The 17,512-nt window shown below is 62.4% G+C and carries 13 protein-coding genes and 1 riboswitch; of the genes, 7 read left to right on the top strand and 6 right to left on the bottom strand.

Features of this window, described 5'->3' with window-relative positions; translation table 11 throughout:
• Positions 1–13: 13 nt before the first annotated feature.
• Positions 14–1,903: a TonB-dependent receptor plug domain-containing protein gene (locus ACX3P1_RS14175; RefSeq protein ID WP_459080373.1), complete on the bottom strand. Its 1,890-nt coding sequence runs from the start codon at positions 1,901–1,903 to the stop codon at positions 14–16.
• Between the two features lie 194 nt (positions 1,904–2,097).
• Positions 2,098–2,306: riboswitch (cobalamin riboswitch) on the bottom strand.
• Positions 2,307–2,418: 112 nt separating this feature from the next.
• Between ACX3P1_RS14175 and ACX3P1_RS14170 the strand changes: the two genes are divergently transcribed.
• Entirely contained in the window at positions 2,419–3,096 is a 678-nt protein-coding gene (locus tag ACX3P1_RS14170) for an adenosylcobinamide amidohydrolase (RefSeq protein WP_459080232.1), read from the top strand.
• A gap of 17 nt (positions 3,097–3,113) precedes the next feature.
• Here ACX3P1_RS14170 and ACX3P1_RS14165 read toward each other — a convergent pair whose 3' ends face one another.
• Together ACX3P1_RS14165 and ACX3P1_RS14160 are read right to left on the bottom strand one after the other, a co-directional pair.
• On the bottom strand, positions 3,114–4,139 hold the full coding sequence (locus ACX3P1_RS14165) for a LacI family DNA-binding transcriptional regulator (RefSeq protein ID WP_459080231.1): 1,026 nt from the start codon (positions 4,137–4,139) through the stop codon (positions 3,114–3,116).
• 108 nt (positions 4,140–4,247) lie between these two features.
• Positions 4,248–5,051: a helix-turn-helix domain-containing protein gene (locus ACX3P1_RS14160; protein WP_459080230.1), complete on the bottom strand. Its 804-nt coding sequence runs from the start codon at positions 5,049–5,051 to the stop codon at positions 4,248–4,250.
• Positions 5,052–5,231: 180 nt separating this feature from the next.
• Here ACX3P1_RS14160 and ACX3P1_RS14155 point away from each other — a divergent pair, with 180 nt between their 5' ends.
• The 5 genes from ACX3P1_RS14155 to ACX3P1_RS14135 all read left to right on the top strand — a co-directional run bounded on the left by ACX3P1_RS14155 (position 5,232) and on the right by ACX3P1_RS14135 (position 11,750).
• Complete coding sequence (locus ACX3P1_RS14155; protein ID WP_459080229.1) at positions 5,232–6,170, top strand: phytanoyl-CoA dioxygenase family protein; 939 nt, start codon at positions 5,232–5,234, stop codon at positions 6,168–6,170.
• 197 nt (positions 6,171–6,367) lie between these two features.
• The gene (locus tag ACX3P1_RS14150; protein ID WP_459080228.1) at positions 6,368–7,192 is read left to right on the top strand and encodes an inositol monophosphatase family protein; all 825 of its coding nucleotides are present in this window, start codon (positions 6,368–6,370) and stop codon (positions 7,190–7,192) included.
• Between the two features lie 52 nt (positions 7,193–7,244).
• Complete coding sequence (locus ACX3P1_RS14145; RefSeq protein WP_459080227.1) at positions 7,245–8,300, top strand: ABC transporter substrate-binding protein; 1,056 nt, start codon at positions 7,245–7,247, stop codon at positions 8,298–8,300.
• 104 nt (positions 8,301–8,404) lie between these two features.
• Positions 8,405–10,633, top strand: a complete 2,229-nt coding sequence (locus ACX3P1_RS14140; protein WP_459080226.1) for an ABC transporter permease — start codon at positions 8,405–8,407, stop codon at positions 10,631–10,633.
• Positions 10,623–11,750, top strand: a complete 1,128-nt coding sequence (locus tag ACX3P1_RS14135; protein ID WP_459080225.1) for an ABC transporter ATP-binding protein — start codon at positions 10,623–10,625, stop codon at positions 11,748–11,750. The genes ACX3P1_RS14140 and ACX3P1_RS14135 overlap by 11 nt, the downstream gene beginning before the upstream one ends.
• Positions 11,751–11,787: 37 nt before the next feature.
• Here the strand turns inward: ACX3P1_RS14135 and ACX3P1_RS14130 are convergent, their stop codons facing one another.
• The 3 genes from ACX3P1_RS14130 to zwf all read right to left on the bottom strand — a co-directional run bounded on the left by ACX3P1_RS14130 (position 11,788) and on the right by zwf (position 16,281).
• Positions 11,788–13,068, bottom strand: coding sequence for a cysteine desulfurase-like protein (locus ACX3P1_RS14130; RefSeq protein ID WP_459080224.1), 1,281 nt, complete (start codon positions 13,066–13,068; stop codon positions 11,788–11,790).
• Between the two features lie 122 nt (positions 13,069–13,190).
• Positions 13,191–14,843: a phosphoglucomutase (alpha-D-glucose-1,6-bisphosphate-dependent) gene (pgm, locus tag ACX3P1_RS14125; protein WP_459080223.1), complete on the bottom strand. Its 1,653-nt coding sequence runs from the start codon at positions 14,841–14,843 to the stop codon at positions 13,191–13,193.
• 49 nt (positions 14,844–14,892) lie between these two features.
• Entirely contained in the window at positions 14,893–16,281 is a 1,389-nt protein-coding gene (gene zwf / locus ACX3P1_RS14120; protein ID WP_459080222.1) for a glucose-6-phosphate dehydrogenase, read from the bottom strand.
• Between the two features lie 369 nt (positions 16,282–16,650).
• Between zwf and ACX3P1_RS14115 the strand changes: the two genes are divergently transcribed.
• On the top strand, positions 16,651–17,127 hold the full coding sequence (locus ACX3P1_RS14115; RefSeq protein WP_459080221.1) for a hypothetical protein: 477 nt from the start codon (positions 16,651–16,653) through the stop codon (positions 17,125–17,127).
• Positions 17,128–17,512 lie beyond the last annotated feature (385 nt).

The following is a 17,512-nucleotide window of genomic DNA, read 5'->3' as shown; positions in this document are numbered from 1 at the left end:
ATGGCCAAGGCTCCTAGAACGACCGGGTGAAGCTCAGGTCGATCGTCCGCCCCGGAGCCCGGTAGTCCTGTTTGGTCTGATATTGCTCATCGAAGATATTAGCCACCGAGAACTTGAACTGCGACTGCTCGTCGAGCGCATAGAGCGCCGTGAAGTCCGCCGTCACATAGTCCGGCAATTTGACGAGGTTGGCGGCGTCGGCATAGCGCGCCCTGCCATAGATGACGGCGGCCGAAAGCTCGAGTTTCGTCGTCGGCTTGTAGGTCAGCCCGGCGGTGGCGTTGAAGCGGTCGCCATAGGCAACGTATTTGCCATGCACGCCGGGGCTTTTGTTGAGCGGCTCGCGAATGTCGATGCCCAGCCGGCCGCTCCACTCGGCGTTGAATTCATGCGCCAGGGTCGCCTCAAAACCGGTTATCTGCACCTGATCGATGTTGTCCGGGTGCCACGGCCCCCACGCGTCGTTGGGGTCGATGGGCGCCCAGTTGATCTGGTCTTTCACCTGCGTGCGATAGACCGCCATGTCGAGGCTTGTCTGGGTCGTGGCCTGCCAGTTCAAGCCGATTTCGTAGGACCGCGACCGCTCCGGCTTCAGGTCCGGGTTACCCGACAGATAGGGGTCGGGATAATAGAGGTCGTTGAAGGTCGGGGCGCGAAAGCCGGTGGCGTAGGAGGTGCGCGCCACCAGCCCGTCCGTCAGTTCGTAGCTTGCGCCGATATTGTAGGTGGTGGCGCTGCCGAATTGCTCGTCGTGATCGTAGCGCAGGCCGCTATCGACGGTAAGCGCCTCGTACTCGAACGAATATTGGCCGAAGACGCCCGTCAGGTCGCGTTCCGTCTTGGCATAAGCGACAGCGGAGATGGAACTGCCATCGACCGTATCGCGATAGGCTTCGACCCCGCCCGACAGCGTATGTTTCGCTTCACCGACCTCGAACGTTTTTTGCGTGGAGGCGAGAATGCCATAGCGCAGCGTGTCGAAATCGTCGCCTTTTTCGCTCGGCCCGAAGTTCGAGGCATAGTCGAGCGCGGTCATCAGTTCGACGGTGGACGACCAGCTATCGGAATGGTCGATACGCGCGCCGATACGGCCGGAGAAATTGCTGGTATCGGCCTCGTTCACCGGCTGGCGGTCGTATTGGTTGCGGCCACGCGCGTAAAGCCCGTCAGCATAAACCCGGCCCCAGTCCAGATCCTTCGACAGCGAGAAATTGAACGAGCCTTGCCGGAAACCGTCCTTGTCCGGCTCGTGCCCATAGGCGGAAGGTACGGTGAAGTCGTAGCCCTGCGTCCCCAGCACTTGGGCCCCGAAGGAATAGTTGGTGCCGCCGTCGCTCTGGCCTTGCAGATTGCCGGACAGGTACCCACCCCAGGGATGTGTGACGCCCACCGTGACCGTACCGCAGCTTTTGCTTCCGTCGGCGCAGATGCCGCCCTGCCTGGTGATGATGTTGATGATGCCGCCGATGGCGTCCGCGCCATATTGTGCCGAATGGCCGCCCTTGGCGATTTCGATGCGTTCGATCGAAGCCAGCGGAATGCCGGACAGGTTGACGGTTCCCGACGTTGCCGAGCCTGCGCGTACGCCATTGACGAGCACGAGCGTCTGCGCGGCGGTGGTTCCACGCAGCGAAATGCTCGAATCCGCGCCCATGCCGCCATTGGCGGTCACGGTGACGCCTGGATAGGCCTTCAACAGGGACAGCAAGTCGGAAGCCGCCGACTGCTTGATCTCTTCCTCGCTTACCACGGTTACCGATGACGTCGACCGTTCCAGCGACGATTCACGCCGCAAGGGCGTGGTGATGAGGATGCGGTCGAGCTTCGTTGCACCGGAAGCGTCCGTGCCGGCTTCCTGCGCTCCTGCGTGGCCTGTCAACACCAGCGCCAACGCGCCGGCCATCCCGATTATCTTCTTCAATTCGACCTCCAGAACTTTGCAGGCGAAGCTGTTCGCCACTGGCTCATCTCAAGCCGCGTTCTGGTTCCAGCGATTGGCGGGGTTGATCTTCCACCCCCTCGACCGTCCCGGCGCGCGGCAACACGTTATCGTGTCACCGCCACGGACGACCGCGCCTGAACACCCCTCGTGTTCGGGCATGGGTGACTGGAATGGCAGGTCTCCTGACTTCCGTGTCATTGCCGGTCTTCCGCCTTCCCGAGCGCGCCAGGCGCGTTCAGTGGCAAATGGGAGAAGGCTCAACGGTTACAGTTGCGGGGGCAGTCTCGGTTTCGGCCGGTTTGCCGGCTTCACCGTGTTCCCTTTTAAACCACCTTGCGGCGGCACCAGTTCCAGCGCGGAAACTAGTCGGCGCGGGCAGGGGCGTCAATCGCTCAAGGGCCGAAGTTCCAAAACAATTCTGAAGGCTGCGCGCGGGCATCTTGCCGGCTGGCTTGAGCAATGAAAGAAGAGCCGGCATGAAAGCCTTTTCAGTTTCGTGCGCCAGCCCCATTCTCGTCGCGGAATTTGCCATTCCGCAGACCGTGCTGAGCTGGTCGCTTACCCGGCCGGGTTTCGTCACGGCACGCAAGGTCGCGTGGCTGCATGTTCGAAACGACGACCTGCCGTTGGGCGTCGATCCCGCCCGGTTGCTCGAAACGCGAATGGCGGCGGCAGGCCACGCGGATGCGGTCCACCTGATGACGTCGCGCTATGTGGAGCGCCATCATCTCGCAACGGCGGTATCCGGTGCCGCCACCGCGACCTGCCTGGCGACGGTGGGCCTGGGCAACGCCGCAAGGGTTGGCGCGCCGCCGCTGGCTGGCGCCCCCGTCGGCACCATCAACCTGCTCGCCCATATCGACCGGCCGCTTTCTCAAGCCGCCCTGATCGAGGCTATATCGATCGCGACCGAGGCCCGGACCGCGGCCATCATCGACCTGGACTGGCGTCAGGGCGGCAAGCCCGTCACCGGAACCGGGACCGATTGTATCGCCGTCGCAGCGCCATCCATGGAAGGCGGCGAGAATTTTGCCGGGCTGCATACCGACATCGGCGCCGCGATCGGCCGCGCGGTGTATGACGCCGTCAGCCAGGGCGGCGCGCTCTGGGTCGAAGAAAGGCGGGAACTGGCCTCGGCCGGCATTCAGCCATAGGTTAGTGTTGACGGGGTTCAGGCGGGGCCGGGCCTTACGGTTTCGCGCCAGACGATCGGTGCGGCAAAGGTCATGCGGCTGCTGGTATTGACGCCGTCTTGCGGCGAGGAAACCAGTTCCGCTACATGCAGGGCTATGGCCTCTATCGGAGGGGCAAAAGTGGTGAGCCGATACGACGTCCAGCCGGCCTGTTCGATGTCGTCGAACCCGATGACGCAAAGGTCGCGCGGCACGTCCAGCTTGAATTCGTGGCGCGCGGTATCGAGAAAGCCGCAGGCGATCAGGTCCGTTACGCAAAAGGCCGCATCCGGGCGCATCTTGCCTGCAAACAATTGCCGCGCCCCCTGCGCGCCGGTGTCGTAGGAGGTTCGGCCTTCCCGCCAGACGATAACATCCAGCCCATGGTTGCGGGCCGCCGATACGAAGGCCTCTTCGCGCTTCAAAAGGCTCGGCGTTCCTGCCGCCGACGTTACCAGAGCGGGTCTTTTGCAGCCCGCGCGCACGAACGCATGAAGGGCTGCCTCCGCCGCCGAGGCACTGTCGACCTGGATATTGTGCGGCCCGGAGAACCTGTCGTCACGGTTGATCAGGATAAGACGCTGCCCGTTCTCAAGGCAACTGCGGATCAGCGATTGCGGCGGCGCTCCAGATAAGACGACCGTTGCATCGGCCCGGTAGTTGAATGTCTGCTTGAGGGCATGGTCTATGTCCTGGCTTGGGCCGGACGTGTTGAGGACCATGATAACCTTGCCCGCGTCGCGCAAATGCCGGGCCAACGCCTGCAGCATGCGCGCCTGATACGGCGTATCCGCTTCGGCAACCGCCAGACAGACGATGCCTGTGGAGGACCGCATCAGGCCGCGCGCCAGATGATTGACGTGATAGCCGAGTTGTTCGGCGGCCTGCATCACCCGTTCGCGCGTCTGGCTGGAGACGCTTGCTCCCGGCGTGAAGGTGCGCGATACCGCCGAACGCGAGACGCCCGCGAGTTCCGCGACCTGCTTGGCGCTTGAGAAGCTGTTTTGAGGCTTTGGAATTTTCAATTTCAGGCCATGGCCATGTGTCGGTCTCGATATTTTGCACACCATTGCAAACTCATCAATGAGCTTGATGGAAAGTCGGTGGATCTCGGGCCGATTGCAGGTACCAGCCTATCGGGAGAATGACGAGCGATACTCGCGGGGCGACATGCCGCGCAGCCGCCGGAACTGCCGGTTGAAATTGGCGAGCGATGCGTAGCCTACCTCGTCGGCGATATGCTGGATGGGCTGGTTCGTGCCTGAAAGGCGCGAGCACGCCTCGCCGATCCGCAGGCCGATCAGATAGTCCGAGATGCTCGCCTGCGTGTGCTTGCGGAACATGCGATGCAGGCCGGAGACGCTCAGCGAGGCAATCTCGGCCACTTCCGCCAGATGCAGCGGTTCAGGATAGTGCTGGTGGAGGTGCAGCAGGACGCGATCGATGCGCAGCCGGCTTCCTCCCACCGGCTGGGGCGCTCTGGTCGAGAGCGGCTGGCTGTCCTCGGCATCCGCGATCCGCAACAGAATGTCGAGCAGCCCCATGAGGCGTTGCGCCGGCGGTTGCGCATAGATCGCCTGGAAATTTTCCGCCAGTGTCCGGCCCAGCCCGGTTTCGAAGGCCAATCCGGTCGAGGCGCGGGCGATGAGCCGTTCGATGGGTCGAAGTTCTACGGTTCCTTCGATCAGGCCCTCGATCCATTCCTTTCGGAACCAGAGGACCAGCGCCATATGCGGCTCGGCCGGGTTGAGCTTTTCTCGGGAAGCCCATGTGTGCGGAAGATTGGGGCCGACGAGCACAAGGTCGCCATGGTCGTAATTGCCCACATGATCGCCGATGAAACGTTGGCCGCGCGAATTGAGCGTCAGGGTCAGTTCGAACTCGGGATGATGGTGCCACTGAAACGGAATGGCGTCGGGGAGCCGGCGGTTCAGCATGCTCCAGGACGCATCCGGCGGTACGGGCAAATGTTCCAGTAATGGCCGCATCGAGCACCAGTCAGGTTTATCACGCCATAATAGTATCAGAACTTGCCAGTCTCCGGCAACATGGCGCGGCTTGCGCGCGTATTCTGCTCTCATGCCTGATGTTCAGGGAGGCCAAGATGGGAGACCGACATGCAGACCGCTACCGCACTCAAGCGCGACAGCCATCCGACGACCGCCGCTACGATCCAGCTCAAGGATATTCAGAAGACCTTGCCGCTGCGCGTTCTGTCGAAGGCAGACTGGGAACATTGGACGACGAAGGGATACGTCATTGTCCGGGGGGCGGTGCCTGCGGCCAATGTGGAGCGGCTTGTCGATCTGCTCTGGCAGTTTGACGAAAAGGACCCGGCGGACGCTTCCACCTGGTACGCGCCGCAGCGGCGCGACCACAAGATGAAGGAGCTGAACAATACGGGGATGCTGGAAATCTACAATCACCAGTACCTTTGGGACAACCGCATGGAACAGCGCGTCTATGATGTCTTCGTCGACATCTGGGACCGGGAGGACCTTTGGGTCACGATCGACCGCGCCAATCTCAATCCGCCCAGGAAGGTCAAGGGCAACCCCAACGGTTTCATTCACTGGGACGTGGACACCTCCATCCGGCCGCTGCCGATCGGCGTCCAGGGGGTGCTCAGCCTGCAGAAGCAGGACGGCGATGTCGGCGGCTTCCAGTGCGTCCCCTACCTCTTCGAGCATTTCGAGGAATGGGTGAAGACCCAGCCGGAAGACCGCGATCCGATGCATCCCGATATGACGGGGCAAAAAGCGGTCAATATCGACATGGAACCCGGCGACCTGATGATCTTCAACTCGCTGCTGGCGCACGGCGTCCGCCCCAACCATTCGGACAACCGGGTGCGCATGGCGCAATATGTGTCCATGCATCCGGCGGAATGGGAAGACGAGGCGGTACGGCAGGAACGCATCCGGCTCTGGCGCGAACTGGATCACTCCAAGCGCGATGCTTTCCCCGGCGATCCGCGTGAGTGGGAAAAGCACAACGCCAAAACCGCGTCGCTCTCGCCCCTTGGCGAAAAACTGCTCGGTCTCACGCGCTGGTAATTTGGTGCAAAGGCGGCTGTTCCGGCCGCCTTTGCCTCGGATGATGTAGCGCCGTGGCCGAATTCCGGCCATGGCGAAAGCTCCGGTTCAGACAAAACGACAAGCCTGCCTATTGACACACCGGTCCGGATGAAACAGTTTTGCACACGAGTGCAAAGCTGTTTGTGCATGGAGAGGCACCGGATGAACGCTGCGAGATGAATGCCCCCGCCACTCAGTTGTCGGTTGCCGATCTGGATCGCCGCGAAGCGGTCTGCCGCGAATTGCTGGCGTCGGCCGGGCGCATCGCCATGGCAGGATTTGCGCAGTTAGGCGCGGGTGCGGCAGTCTCGTTGAAAGGCCCGCAGGATTTCCTGACCAGGACCGACGGTGAGGTCGAGGCGCATGTGCGCGGCGCTCTTGCGCAGGCGTTTCCTGATGACGGCTTTCTGGGCGAGGAGACCGGCGGTGTCGCGTCCTCGCGCATCTGGGTGGTCGATCCGATAGACGGCACGGCGAATTTCATGCGGGGCATTCCGCATTTCTGCATTTCCATCGCCTTTGTCGAAGACGGACGCGTGATGATTGGCGGCTTGGCCAATCCGGCAAATGGCGAGGTCTATTTCGCCAGGCGCGGGCAAGGCGCGAAGCGGAACGGCCAGGCGATCCACGTCGCTGCCACGCATGAATTTGAAAGGGCGACCGTCGAGTTCGGCTGGTCGCCCCGTATCCCCAACCAAGCCTATATCGACAAGGTCGCGGCATTGCTTTCGCTGGGCGCCAATGTGCGCCGTTCGGGGTCCGGGGCGCTGGGCCTCGCTTACGTCGCCGACGGCCGCACCGATGCCTATGGCGAGTTGCACATAAATTCGTGGGATTGCCTGGCGGGATTGCTGCTGGTTCGGGAGGCCGGCGGACGGGTCAACGCCTTTCTGGATGGCCAGGGCCTGATGCACGGCAACCCGGTGCTGGCGGCTGCTCCGGGCATAGCCGAAAGCGTCAGCGCTGCCCTTGGCATCCCCTTGGGCGCCCAAGAGGTTTGACCGCGAGGTTTTGACAGCGACCGTAACGAAAACATCGAAGGGAGGAATAGCAATGAACAAGAACGAATTTGCCGGCCGACAGAGGTCCGGCCCATGGTTGGCGCTCGCAGCCGTGGTCGCCGTATTCGGTGTTTCAGGCGAAGCCCGCGCGGCCGATCGTAATCTGGTCATGTATTGCGGCGTCGACGAAGCCTGGTGCCGCGCCATGGCAACGACCTACCAGAAGAATACCGGCGTCGACGTCGATATGACGCGAATGAGCGCCGGCGAAATCTATGCAAGACTGCGCGCCGAAAAGGAGAATCCACAGGCCGACATCTGGTGGGGCGGCACCGGCGATCCGCATCTGCAGGCGGCCGAAGAGGGACTGTCGCAGGAATACAAGTCGCCGCAGCTCGCAAATCTGCGCGACTGGGCGCAAAAACAGGCCGAACGCTCCAAATACCGCACCGTCGGCATTTACCTCGGCGCGCTCGGCTACGGCTACAATGGAGACGATCTCAAGCAGCGCAACCTGACGGCCCCGAGCTGCTGGGCCGACCTGATCAAGCCGGAGTTCGAGGGCGAAGTCGAAATGGCCGATCCCAATTCGTCGGGAACCGCCTGGACGATGCTGGCCACGATGGTCCAGTTGATGGGCGAGGACAAGGCATTCGACTATTTCAAGCAGCTTAACAAGAACATGGCCGAATATACCAAGGCGGGCGCTGCTCCCGCATTGGCCGTCGGCAAGGGCGAAACGCTGGTCGGCATCGCTTTCCAGCACGATGTCATCAACGCCGCCAAGCACAACCCGGCGGTCAAGGTGGTATCGCCCTGCGAAGGCACAGGCTACGAGATCGGCTCGATGAGCATCGTTACCGGCGCCAAGCATCTGGACGAGGCGAAAAAATTCTACGACTGGGCACTTAGCCCCGACGCGCAGAAGCTCGCCGCCCCGAATGGCAGCTACCAGATCCCGTCCAACAACGACACGCCCGTGCCGCCGGAGGCTCCCGATCTCAGCAAGATCAAGTTGATCGACTATGATTTCGCAAAATATGGATCGACCGAGGTACGTACGCGGCTGCTGAAGCGCTTCACCGACGAAGTGCGCAACGGCGGCTGACCGAATAAGCGGCCCGCTCCCTCGGGGGCCGGCCGCTTATTCCCGGCGCAAGCCTCCCATCGATAGCCGAAGTTTTCGAGCCGACCTTGCAGAAAGGACAGACCATGGCGCGCCCGTCGCCCTTATCTGCTGCCGATGCTACCCGTGGCGCTGTCTGGTGGCTCGTCGCCGGCTGGGCCGGCTTCGTGCTGCTGCCCTGGTACAAGGTCGAGGGCGGGTTCTTCTCCCTGGACTGGCTTGCCAATCCGGCCGGCGCCAGCCCGGCGATCATGTTCGGCCTCAGCGATCGGCCCTGGCTGCTGCCCCTGGCATTGCCGTTGCTGCTGGCCAGTTGGCAGGTGCTCCGCCACCGTACTCAAGGTCTGGCGGTAGCAGGCGTTCTAGGTCTGGTCTGGCTCTCGCTGCAGGGACTGGCGATCATCCATTCCGGGTGGAGCTTTGAGTGGCTCGCCAATCTTGCCCAAACACCGGGACCGACGCAGCCCGGCCTCGGCTGGGGCGCCGTCGCCTATGCGCTTTCCATGCTGATGTTCATCGCCGCTTTCCTGGCCAAGCGCGGCTGGTGCAAAGGCGACCGCTTCGTCATAGGCTCCCTGCTCGTCATCATAAGCTCGCTGGTGCTTTTCGTCGCCTATCCGCTGCTGAACATCCTTGCCTCGGCCGTGAAGGACAATGCGGGAACGGTCGCTCCATCGCTGTTCGTTGAAAAGCTGTTCAGCGCCAATATCTGGAGCCTGAACTGCCTCGTCGGAGGCAACGTCTGTGGCGTGGCCTGGAACACCGTTGCCGTGGCGCTTCTCGTCGGCCTGTTGTCGACGGCGCTCGGGCTTGGCCTGGCGCTGATTGCGCTTCGTACCGACCTGCCGGCCAAGTGGTTGCTGCGCGGCCTGTCGATCCTGCCCATCATCACGCCGCCCTTCGTCATTGGCCTGGCGCTTATCCTGCTGTTCGGGCGCTCGGGCATGGTCACGAATTTCTTGTCGCTGCATCTGGGCATTCCACGCAGCCGCTGGATTTACGGTATGGCCGGCATCACCATCGCGCAGGTGCTGGCCTTTACCCCGATAGCGTTTCTCGTCATCGTCGGCGTGTTGCAGGGCGTCAGCCCGAGCATGGAAGAGGCATCGCAGACGCTGCGGGCCAACCGTTGGCGCACCTTTTCCACCATTACCTGGCCGCTGATCCGGCCGGGGCTTGCCAGCGCCTTTCTGATTGCCTTCATCGAAAGCATGGCCGATTTCGCCAATCCGCTGGTCATCGGCGGCAATTTCAACGTTTTGTCGACCGACATCTTCTTTGCTGTGGTCGGCGCGGCGCACGATCAGGGGCGCGCCGCCGTGCTGGCCATCGTGCTTTTGGCGTTCACGCTTGCCGCCTTTGTCATCCAGCGCCGCTGGGTCGGCAACCGCAGCTATGTGACGGTATCGGGAAAAGGCGACGGCGGCGTTCCTGCACCCTTGCCGGCCGGCTTGCGCATCGGCTGTTTTGCCGTGGCGGCTCCGTGGCTGCTGCTGACCGTGGTGGTCTACGCGATCATCCTTGGCGGCGGCTTCGTGCAGTCGATCGGCCGCGACAATACGCCGACGCTGCAATATTTCCTGACCGCCTTTTCCGTCGAGAAGGGCGTCGACGGCTGGTTCCTCAGCGGTTCGGCCTGGCCCTCGCTGACCATGACGATCGGGCTTGCTCTGCTTGCCATGCCGTTCACGGCGGCACTCGGCATCCTGACGGCCTACCTGCTCGACCGGCAGAATTTCGCCGGCCGCAGCCTGTTCGAATTCCTGGCCATGATGAGCTTCGCCATTCCGGGCACCGTCATCGGCATCAGCTACATCCTGGCCTTCAACGTGCCGCCGATGCAATTGACCGGGACCGGGCTGATCATCGTCATCTCGTTCGTGTTCCGCAACATGCCGGTGGCGATCCGGGCCGGCCTCGCCAATCTCGGCCAGATCGACAAGAGCCTCGACGAGGCGTCGCTGACGCTCGGCGCCAGTTCGTTCCAGACGCTGCGCCGGGTCATCCTGCCGATCCTTAAACCGGCCATCATCACCGCCATGATCTACAGTTTCGTGCGCGCGGTAACGGCCGTCAGCGCCGTCATCTTCCTGGCCACCGGCCGCCTCAACCTGGCCACCGTCTATATCGTCGGTCGTGCCGATGTCGGTGAATACGGCATTGCCATCGTCTATGCCGCGGTGATGATCGTGGTGATGCTGGTCATTCTCATCGGCATTCAATTGCTGGTCGGGGAGCGTCGGCTGGGCCGGCGGCGAGCGGGCGGCGAAGCGATCGTGGCGCAGATTCAAGCGGGAAACGAAAATGAGCGATAACACCAGCGCCGCGACAACCATTCCCACAGGCGAGCCGGCCGTGCGTTTCGACGTGGTGACCAAAAAATATGGCAACGTCGTTGCCGTCGATCGGGTCTCCTTCGATATTGCCCCGGCCAGCCTCGTCACGCTGCTCGGGCCGTCAGGCTGCGGCAAGACGACGACCCTGCGCCTGATCGCCGGCCTGGAACAGGCGAGCGGCGGCCGTATCCGCATCGGCGGCGTGGATGTGACCACGCTTTCGGCGGCGGAGCGCGACGTCAGCATGGTGTTCCAGTCCTATGCGCTGTTCCCGCACATGACGGTCATGGAAAACGTCAGCTACGGGCTGCGCTCCATGGGACTGAAGAAAGCCGAAGCGGCAGAGCGCGCCGCCGAGAAACTCAAGCTGGTAGGCTTGACCGGGTACGAGTTGCGCCAGCCGAGCGAACTCTCCGGCGGCCAGCAGCAACGCGTCGCGGTGGCCCGCGCCATCGTACTCGAACCCAAGGTGCTGCTGTTCGACGAGCCGCTGTCCAACCTGGACGCCAAGCTGAGGCGGCAGGTTCGCGAGGAAATCCGGGGCCTGCAGCAGGACCTTTCACTGACCGTCGTCTATGTGACGCACGACCAGGAGGAAGCCCTGGCGGTGTCGGACCGGATCATCGTCATGCATGCGGCGCGCATCGCGCAGGACGGAACCCCGCGCGAACTCTATAATGCGCCGGCAAACCGCTTCATCGCCGATTTCATGGGCGACGCCAATCTGCTCGATGTTGCGGTGACCGGCCTCGATGGCGCGGACGCACTTGTCAGCGCCGGGCCGCTGCACTTGCGGCTGCCGCATCGCGGTATCGGCAAGGGCATGGCCAGCCTGGCGGTGCGGCCGCATGGCGTGCACGTTGCAGCGCGCGAGGCAAAGCAGGGCGAAATCCCGGGGCGCGTGCTGAAAAGCGCCTATCTCGGGGACCATATGGAATACAGGATCGCGACCGCCGATCCGGACGCGGAATTTTTCGCCATTGCCGCTGATGTCAAGACGCCGCTGGCGGTCGGCTCGACGGTTGCCGTGTCGTTCAGTCTGGACGATGCGGTGTTGGTGCCTGCCGCCGATAAAGGCAAGGACGGCCCCGCTTGATCGGTCTCGCCGATTTCCTTCTGGCCGCTCCGTTTCGCTAAGCTGGCACGGGTGCATCCTGCGCAACGATTTCGGTGAGCGCGGCAAGCGTGCGCTCGATCTCTTCCATTGTGTTGTAGTGGGCGACGCCCAGCCGCACGACGCCCTCGTCTTCATCAAGGCCCAACAGGCGCGCTGGTTCCAGCGCATAATTATGGCCCGACCATGCGTAAATGTTCCGCTCGCCGAGTGCTGCGGCGATGGCGTGTGTGGAAAGGCGGGGATGCGTGAAGGAAATCGTTGGCACGCGATGCGCCATGGAAGCCGGATCGGTGATGCCGTGAATGGCGATGTCGGGAAGTTGCAGCAGCCCCTCGATCAAGCGCCGGGAAAGCACGTTTTCATAGGCCTCGGCGCTCTGGTAGGCGCCCAGCAGTTTCTGCCTTCGCGTGCCCTGGTGGCCCGTGGCTTCGCCCAGCCATTCGAGATAATCGACCGTGGCGGCAAGACCGGCGAGCAGTTCTGTCTGCGGGGTTCCCGTCTCGAACCGTCCGGGCAAGTCGTCGCTGGCGCAGCGCAACTTGTAGGGTTCCAGTTCGGCCAGAAGGCTCTCGCGCCCCCAAACCATGCCGAGATGCGGGCCGAAGAACTTGTAAGACGAGCAGGCCAGGAAATCGCAGCCCAGCGCCTGCACGTCCGGGAGCCGGTGCGGCAGCAGCTGAACGGCATCGACATAGATCAGCGCGCCGGCCTGCTTGGCCATGGCGGTGAGGGCCGCGACATCGTTGACGGATCCCGTCATGTTGCTGGAATAGTTGAGCGCGAGCAGGCGCGTCCGCTCGCTGAGCAGCGGCTTCAGGTCGACCGGTTCGATGCGCCAACTCTCGCGATTGAATGGCAGCCATTTGACCGTCAGGCCGAGATCCTGCGCGAGAAGCAGCCACGGCGAAACATTGCCTTCGTGATCCATCCGCGTGACGATGATCTCGTCGCCCGGTTGCAGCCGCCTGCCGATCGAGCGGGAAAGATGCAGCGTCAGCGTCGTCATGTTCTGCGCAATGACGATCTCGCGTTCTGAAGCAGCGCCAAGCAGGTCGGCTGCCGCCCGATGTGCGTCAAGCCAGATGGCTTCGGCCCGCTTCGAGGCGGCGAAGAACCCGCCCAAATTGCTGCTGGCGCCGGCCATCGCCTCGCTCACGGCATCGATCACCTGTTGCGGCACCAGCGTTCCGGCCGGGTTATCCAGATAGATCGGCGGATTGGCGGTCCTGGAAAGCGCGGGGAAACGGCTGCGCACGATCTGAATGGGAAACGCGCTGGAAGTACCGTGCATGGTCATGGCTCGCCTCGGGGTCAGATGCGACTGCGTCGCTAATCACAAGCTACATGAATGTCTCATGCCCAGGGCGCAAGCAACCTTTCGGGGAATAAGTATTGGCCCATCGTAACGGCAGCGCGGCTTCAGGTTCCGCCAAGCGCCTTGTCGACGATGGTCTGCGCTTCGGTCAGGATGGCGTGGAGATGGTCTTTCCCGCGAAAGCTTTCGCCGTAAATCTTGTAGATGTCTTCCGTGCCCGATGGGCGTGCGGCGAACCAGCCGCTTTCCGTCGTCACGCGCACGCCGCCGATTTCCGCATTGTTGCCTGGCGCGCGGCTGAGCACCGTCTGGATCGGTTCTCCAGCCAAGGTCTTCGACGTGATTTCATGCGGCGAAAGCTTTGACAGCTTTTTCTTTTGCGCCGGCGTCGCGGTCGCCTGTATCCGGTCGGCGACCGGGTCGCCCAGTTCCTTCGTCAGGTCGCGGTAGACCTCACCGGGGTTCTTGCCCATCCTCGCCGTGATTTCGGCCGAAAGCAGCGCCGGAACGATGCCGTCCTTGTCGGTCGTCCAGACGGCGCCGTCGCGGCGCATGAACGCTGCGCCGGCACTTTCCTCGCCGCAAAAGCCGAGCGAGCCGTCCTGAAGACCCTGCGCGAACCATTTGAAACCCACCGGAACTTCATACAGCTTGCGTTTCAGCCGGGCGGTAACGCGGTCGATCATCTGGCTGCTCACTACCGTCTTGCCGATGGCGGCATCGTTGCGCCATTCGGGCCGATGCTGGAGCAGATAGTGGATGGCGGCCGACATATAATGGTTCGGCGGCAAGAGGCCGTCTGTCCGGGTAACGATCCCATGCCGGTCGTGGTCCGTATCGCAGGCGAAGGCGATGTCGAAACGATCCTTCATGTCGATCAGCCCCTGCATGGCGTAGGGCGAAGACGGGTCCATGCGGATCTGGCCGTCCCAATCGACCGTCATGAAACGGAAGGTGGCATCGACCTGCCGGTTGACGATGGTCAGGTCGAGTTTGTAGCGCTCGCCAATGGCGGGCCAGTAGTGGACCCCAGCGCCGCCGAGCGGATCGACGCCCATGCGGATATGGGCGCCGCGAATGGCGTCCATGTCGATGACATTGCCGAGATCGTTCACATAGGCGTTCAGGAAATCATGGTCATGGGTGGTCGGGGCCTTGAGCGCCTTTTCAAGCGGCATCCGCCACACGTCCTTCAGGGCACCGAGGAGCAGTTCATTGGCCTGCTTTTCGATCCAGCCGGTGACGTCGGTATCCGCCGGCCCGCCATTGGGCGGATTGTACTTGAAGCCGCCGTCGCGCGGCGGATTGTGCGACGGCGTGATGACGATGCCGTCGGCCAGCCCGGTCTTGCGGTCGCGATTATAGGTGAGGATCGCATGCGAAACGGCCGGGGTCGGCGTGTATTCACTGCGCGCCGCCATCATCACCTCGACGCCGTTGGCGGCCAGCACTTCCAGCGTGCTGGCAAAGGCCGGTTCCGAAAGGGCATGGGTGTCGATGCCGATGAAGACCGGGCCGTCGATGCCATTCTTCTTGCGATACAGGCAGATCGCCTGGCTGATCGCCAGAACATGCGCTTCGTTGAACGTGTTGTCGAAGGAAGAGCCGCGATGCCCGGACGTCCCGAACACCACCCGCTGCAGGGCAACCGAAGGGTCCGGCGTCTGGCTGTAATAGGCCGTGACGAGCCTGGCGACATTGACCAGCAGGTCGGGCGTGGCGGGCTTGCCTGCCAATGGGCTGATTTTCATGGCCATGCTGATTGCCTTTTGCTTTGGAGATCAAAGTGCGTTTGGGGTCGGACACCTAAGTGGCGGTTGCGGTTTCGCCGAACAGGGGATCATGCCAGCCGCCGTCGCCTGCGGTGAGGGAAGCTGCTTTCGCGGGTCCCCAGCTTTGCGGCTCGTAGGGCTCGATCGGGACGGTATTTCCTAGAACCGGTGCCACGGTGCGCCAGGCGGCTTCGATGCTGTCATAGCGGGCAAACAGCGAGGCATCTCCGACAAGGGCGTCGCCCAGCAAACGGTCATACGGGGTTTCCACGCCGCGCTCATGGCGTTGGGCGACAAGTTCCACGGTTTCGCCGATCATGGCTTCGCCGGGGGTCTTTACCTGCGCGTCGATCGAAATGAAGACATCGGGGCTGATCCGGAACCGGACGGCGTTCGGCGGTGCCGGTTCGAACAGGGCATGGGACGGCGGCTTCAGCCTCACCGTGACTTCGGTCGCGGTACCGGGCATCTGCTTGCCGGCGCGGATGTAGAACGGCACGCCGGCCCAGCGGTCGTTGTCGATATGAAGGCGCAGGGCAACGAATGTCTCGACCTCGGAACTGGCGCTCACGCCGGGCTCGTTGCGGTAGCCGGCGAACTGGCCGCGCACCACATCGTCGGGAGAGAGCGGGCGCATCGCCTTGAACAGCTTGTGCTTGGCGTCGCGCATGGCGTCGGACCGTTGGTCGGCGGGCGCGTCCATCGCCAGCAGCGACACCACCTGGAGCAGATGGTTCTGCACGACATCGCGGATCGCTCCCGCACTTTCGTAGAAGCTCCCGCGCCCCTTTATGCCGAACGCTTCGGCCATCGTGATCTGGACGCTATCGATATAAATGCGGTTCCAGATCGGCTCGAGGAAACTATTGGCGAACCGGAAATAGAGCAGGTTCTGGACCGGCTCCTTGCCTAGATAGTGGTCGATGCGAAAGACGGCTTTGTCCGGGAAGAATTCCAGCAGCGTGCGGTTGAGCGCCCTCGCCGATGCCAGGTCGCGCCCGAACGGTTTTTCGACGATGATTCGCGCGCCTTCGGCGCAACCCGAGCCGGACAGTCCCTTGACCACGGTCCCGAACATTTCCGGCGGAATGGCGAGATAGTGCAGGGGCCGGACGTCGGCGTTTCCAAGAACCGTGCGCAGCCGCTTGAAAGTGGCATTGTCGCCGTAGTCGCCGCTTATATACTGGAGACGGGCGGCCAGCTTGGCGAACGCCCGGCTGTCCATGACGCCGTGCGTTTCAATACTGTCGCGGGCGCGGGTTACCAGTTGGTCACGGGACCAGTCCGACTTGCTTATGCCGATGACCGGCATGTCGAGCTGGCCGTCTTTGGTCAGGGCCAGCAAGGCCGGAAAGACCTGTTTGTAGGCCAGATCGCCGGTCGCGCCGAAAAACACGAATGCGTTCGATGGGGCAGGGAGCATGCCTTAGCCGACCATCGAAGAGCACATTTCGGGTGGAAAAAAACGATAAATCACCGGATGCCGCGCCACTTTGCTATCCCCTCATTCTTTCGATCGTTCTGGCGCAACCAAGCTGCGCTATGGGGCGCCGATCCTGGCCCCGATAAGGCTGCATCTGCAAGACAATCCCTGCAGGCAAACGGCCGCTTTCCCACCACGTTCCTTCACAAAGGCGTGTGGCCGCCTTGCGTGGTCCCGATTTCAAGTCGTTCATTTGCTGGCGACGGCATCGATGATGGATATTTAAGCGGTTTCGAGCCGTCTTTGGGATACCAATCCTTTGCCGGAAGGGGCTAGATGCCTATATTCTCGCAATGAACGGAGATTGCTATGGGTCTTCCGGAATTTCGGGAAGAGTTTGAAGCGTTCAAGAAGACGCTGCCCGATCCGGGGGTGATCAATTGGCACCCCAACGGGTTCAGCCTCCCCGATCCTGACCTCGCCCTCGATCGCACCGAACTCATGTTCTACCAGTGGTGGGCGGCCATGGCTGGCGCCCGCAACCAATATCGGTCCATGGTTCAGCGGCAGGAAGGGGACGCGCTGCGCTACGGCCTTGACGTTGGTGTGCCGTGCCTTCTCGAGCATATCGATTGGGTTCTTGCTTTTCTGGAAGGGCTACCGGCCGTGCCGGACTGGAATGCTTCGAACATGAATATCGGGCAACGGGTCGAACTCATGGATTTTGCCAAGCGGTATGTCCCATCAATCCGGCGGTGGCTTTCCCTCACGAGAAGCCTGCGAGATTCCGTCCAGTCTATGGTGCGGGATTTTGACTCCGGCCGGGTCTCGTTTTTGAACGAGTAGGCCGAAGCCGGCCGATGAAGTCCCGACCAGGGACAAGCGGTGGAGCTTGCAAACCCCACGCTTGATGGGGCGATGCTTGTGACGCGTCAGGAAGGCGCAGGGACAGCCATGCGCCCGCCGCGTCGTGCCAAAAACAAAGTTGACTTCCGACTTCTTCTCGACAATCTGCCGGACCGGGTCCGGCATTGAACGCGGGTGGCGAGTTCGTAGAGAACGGTCGGTGACAAATGTGAAATCGTTTCGCCTTGCCGTACCTAGCCTGCCGTTTCGCCTGAAATTGAAGTTACTGCGGTGAGAACGGCGCTATAACCAGACGACCGCGCCGGAACCACAGCCCGGCCGTTAAGGCGAAAGTTGCGCTTGCCGCGATCAAGGGCGAGAAGAC

It is taken from the genome of Mesorhizobium sp. A623 (assembly GCF_054489405.1).
This window is presented reverse-complemented; position numbering and strand designations above follow the sequence as displayed.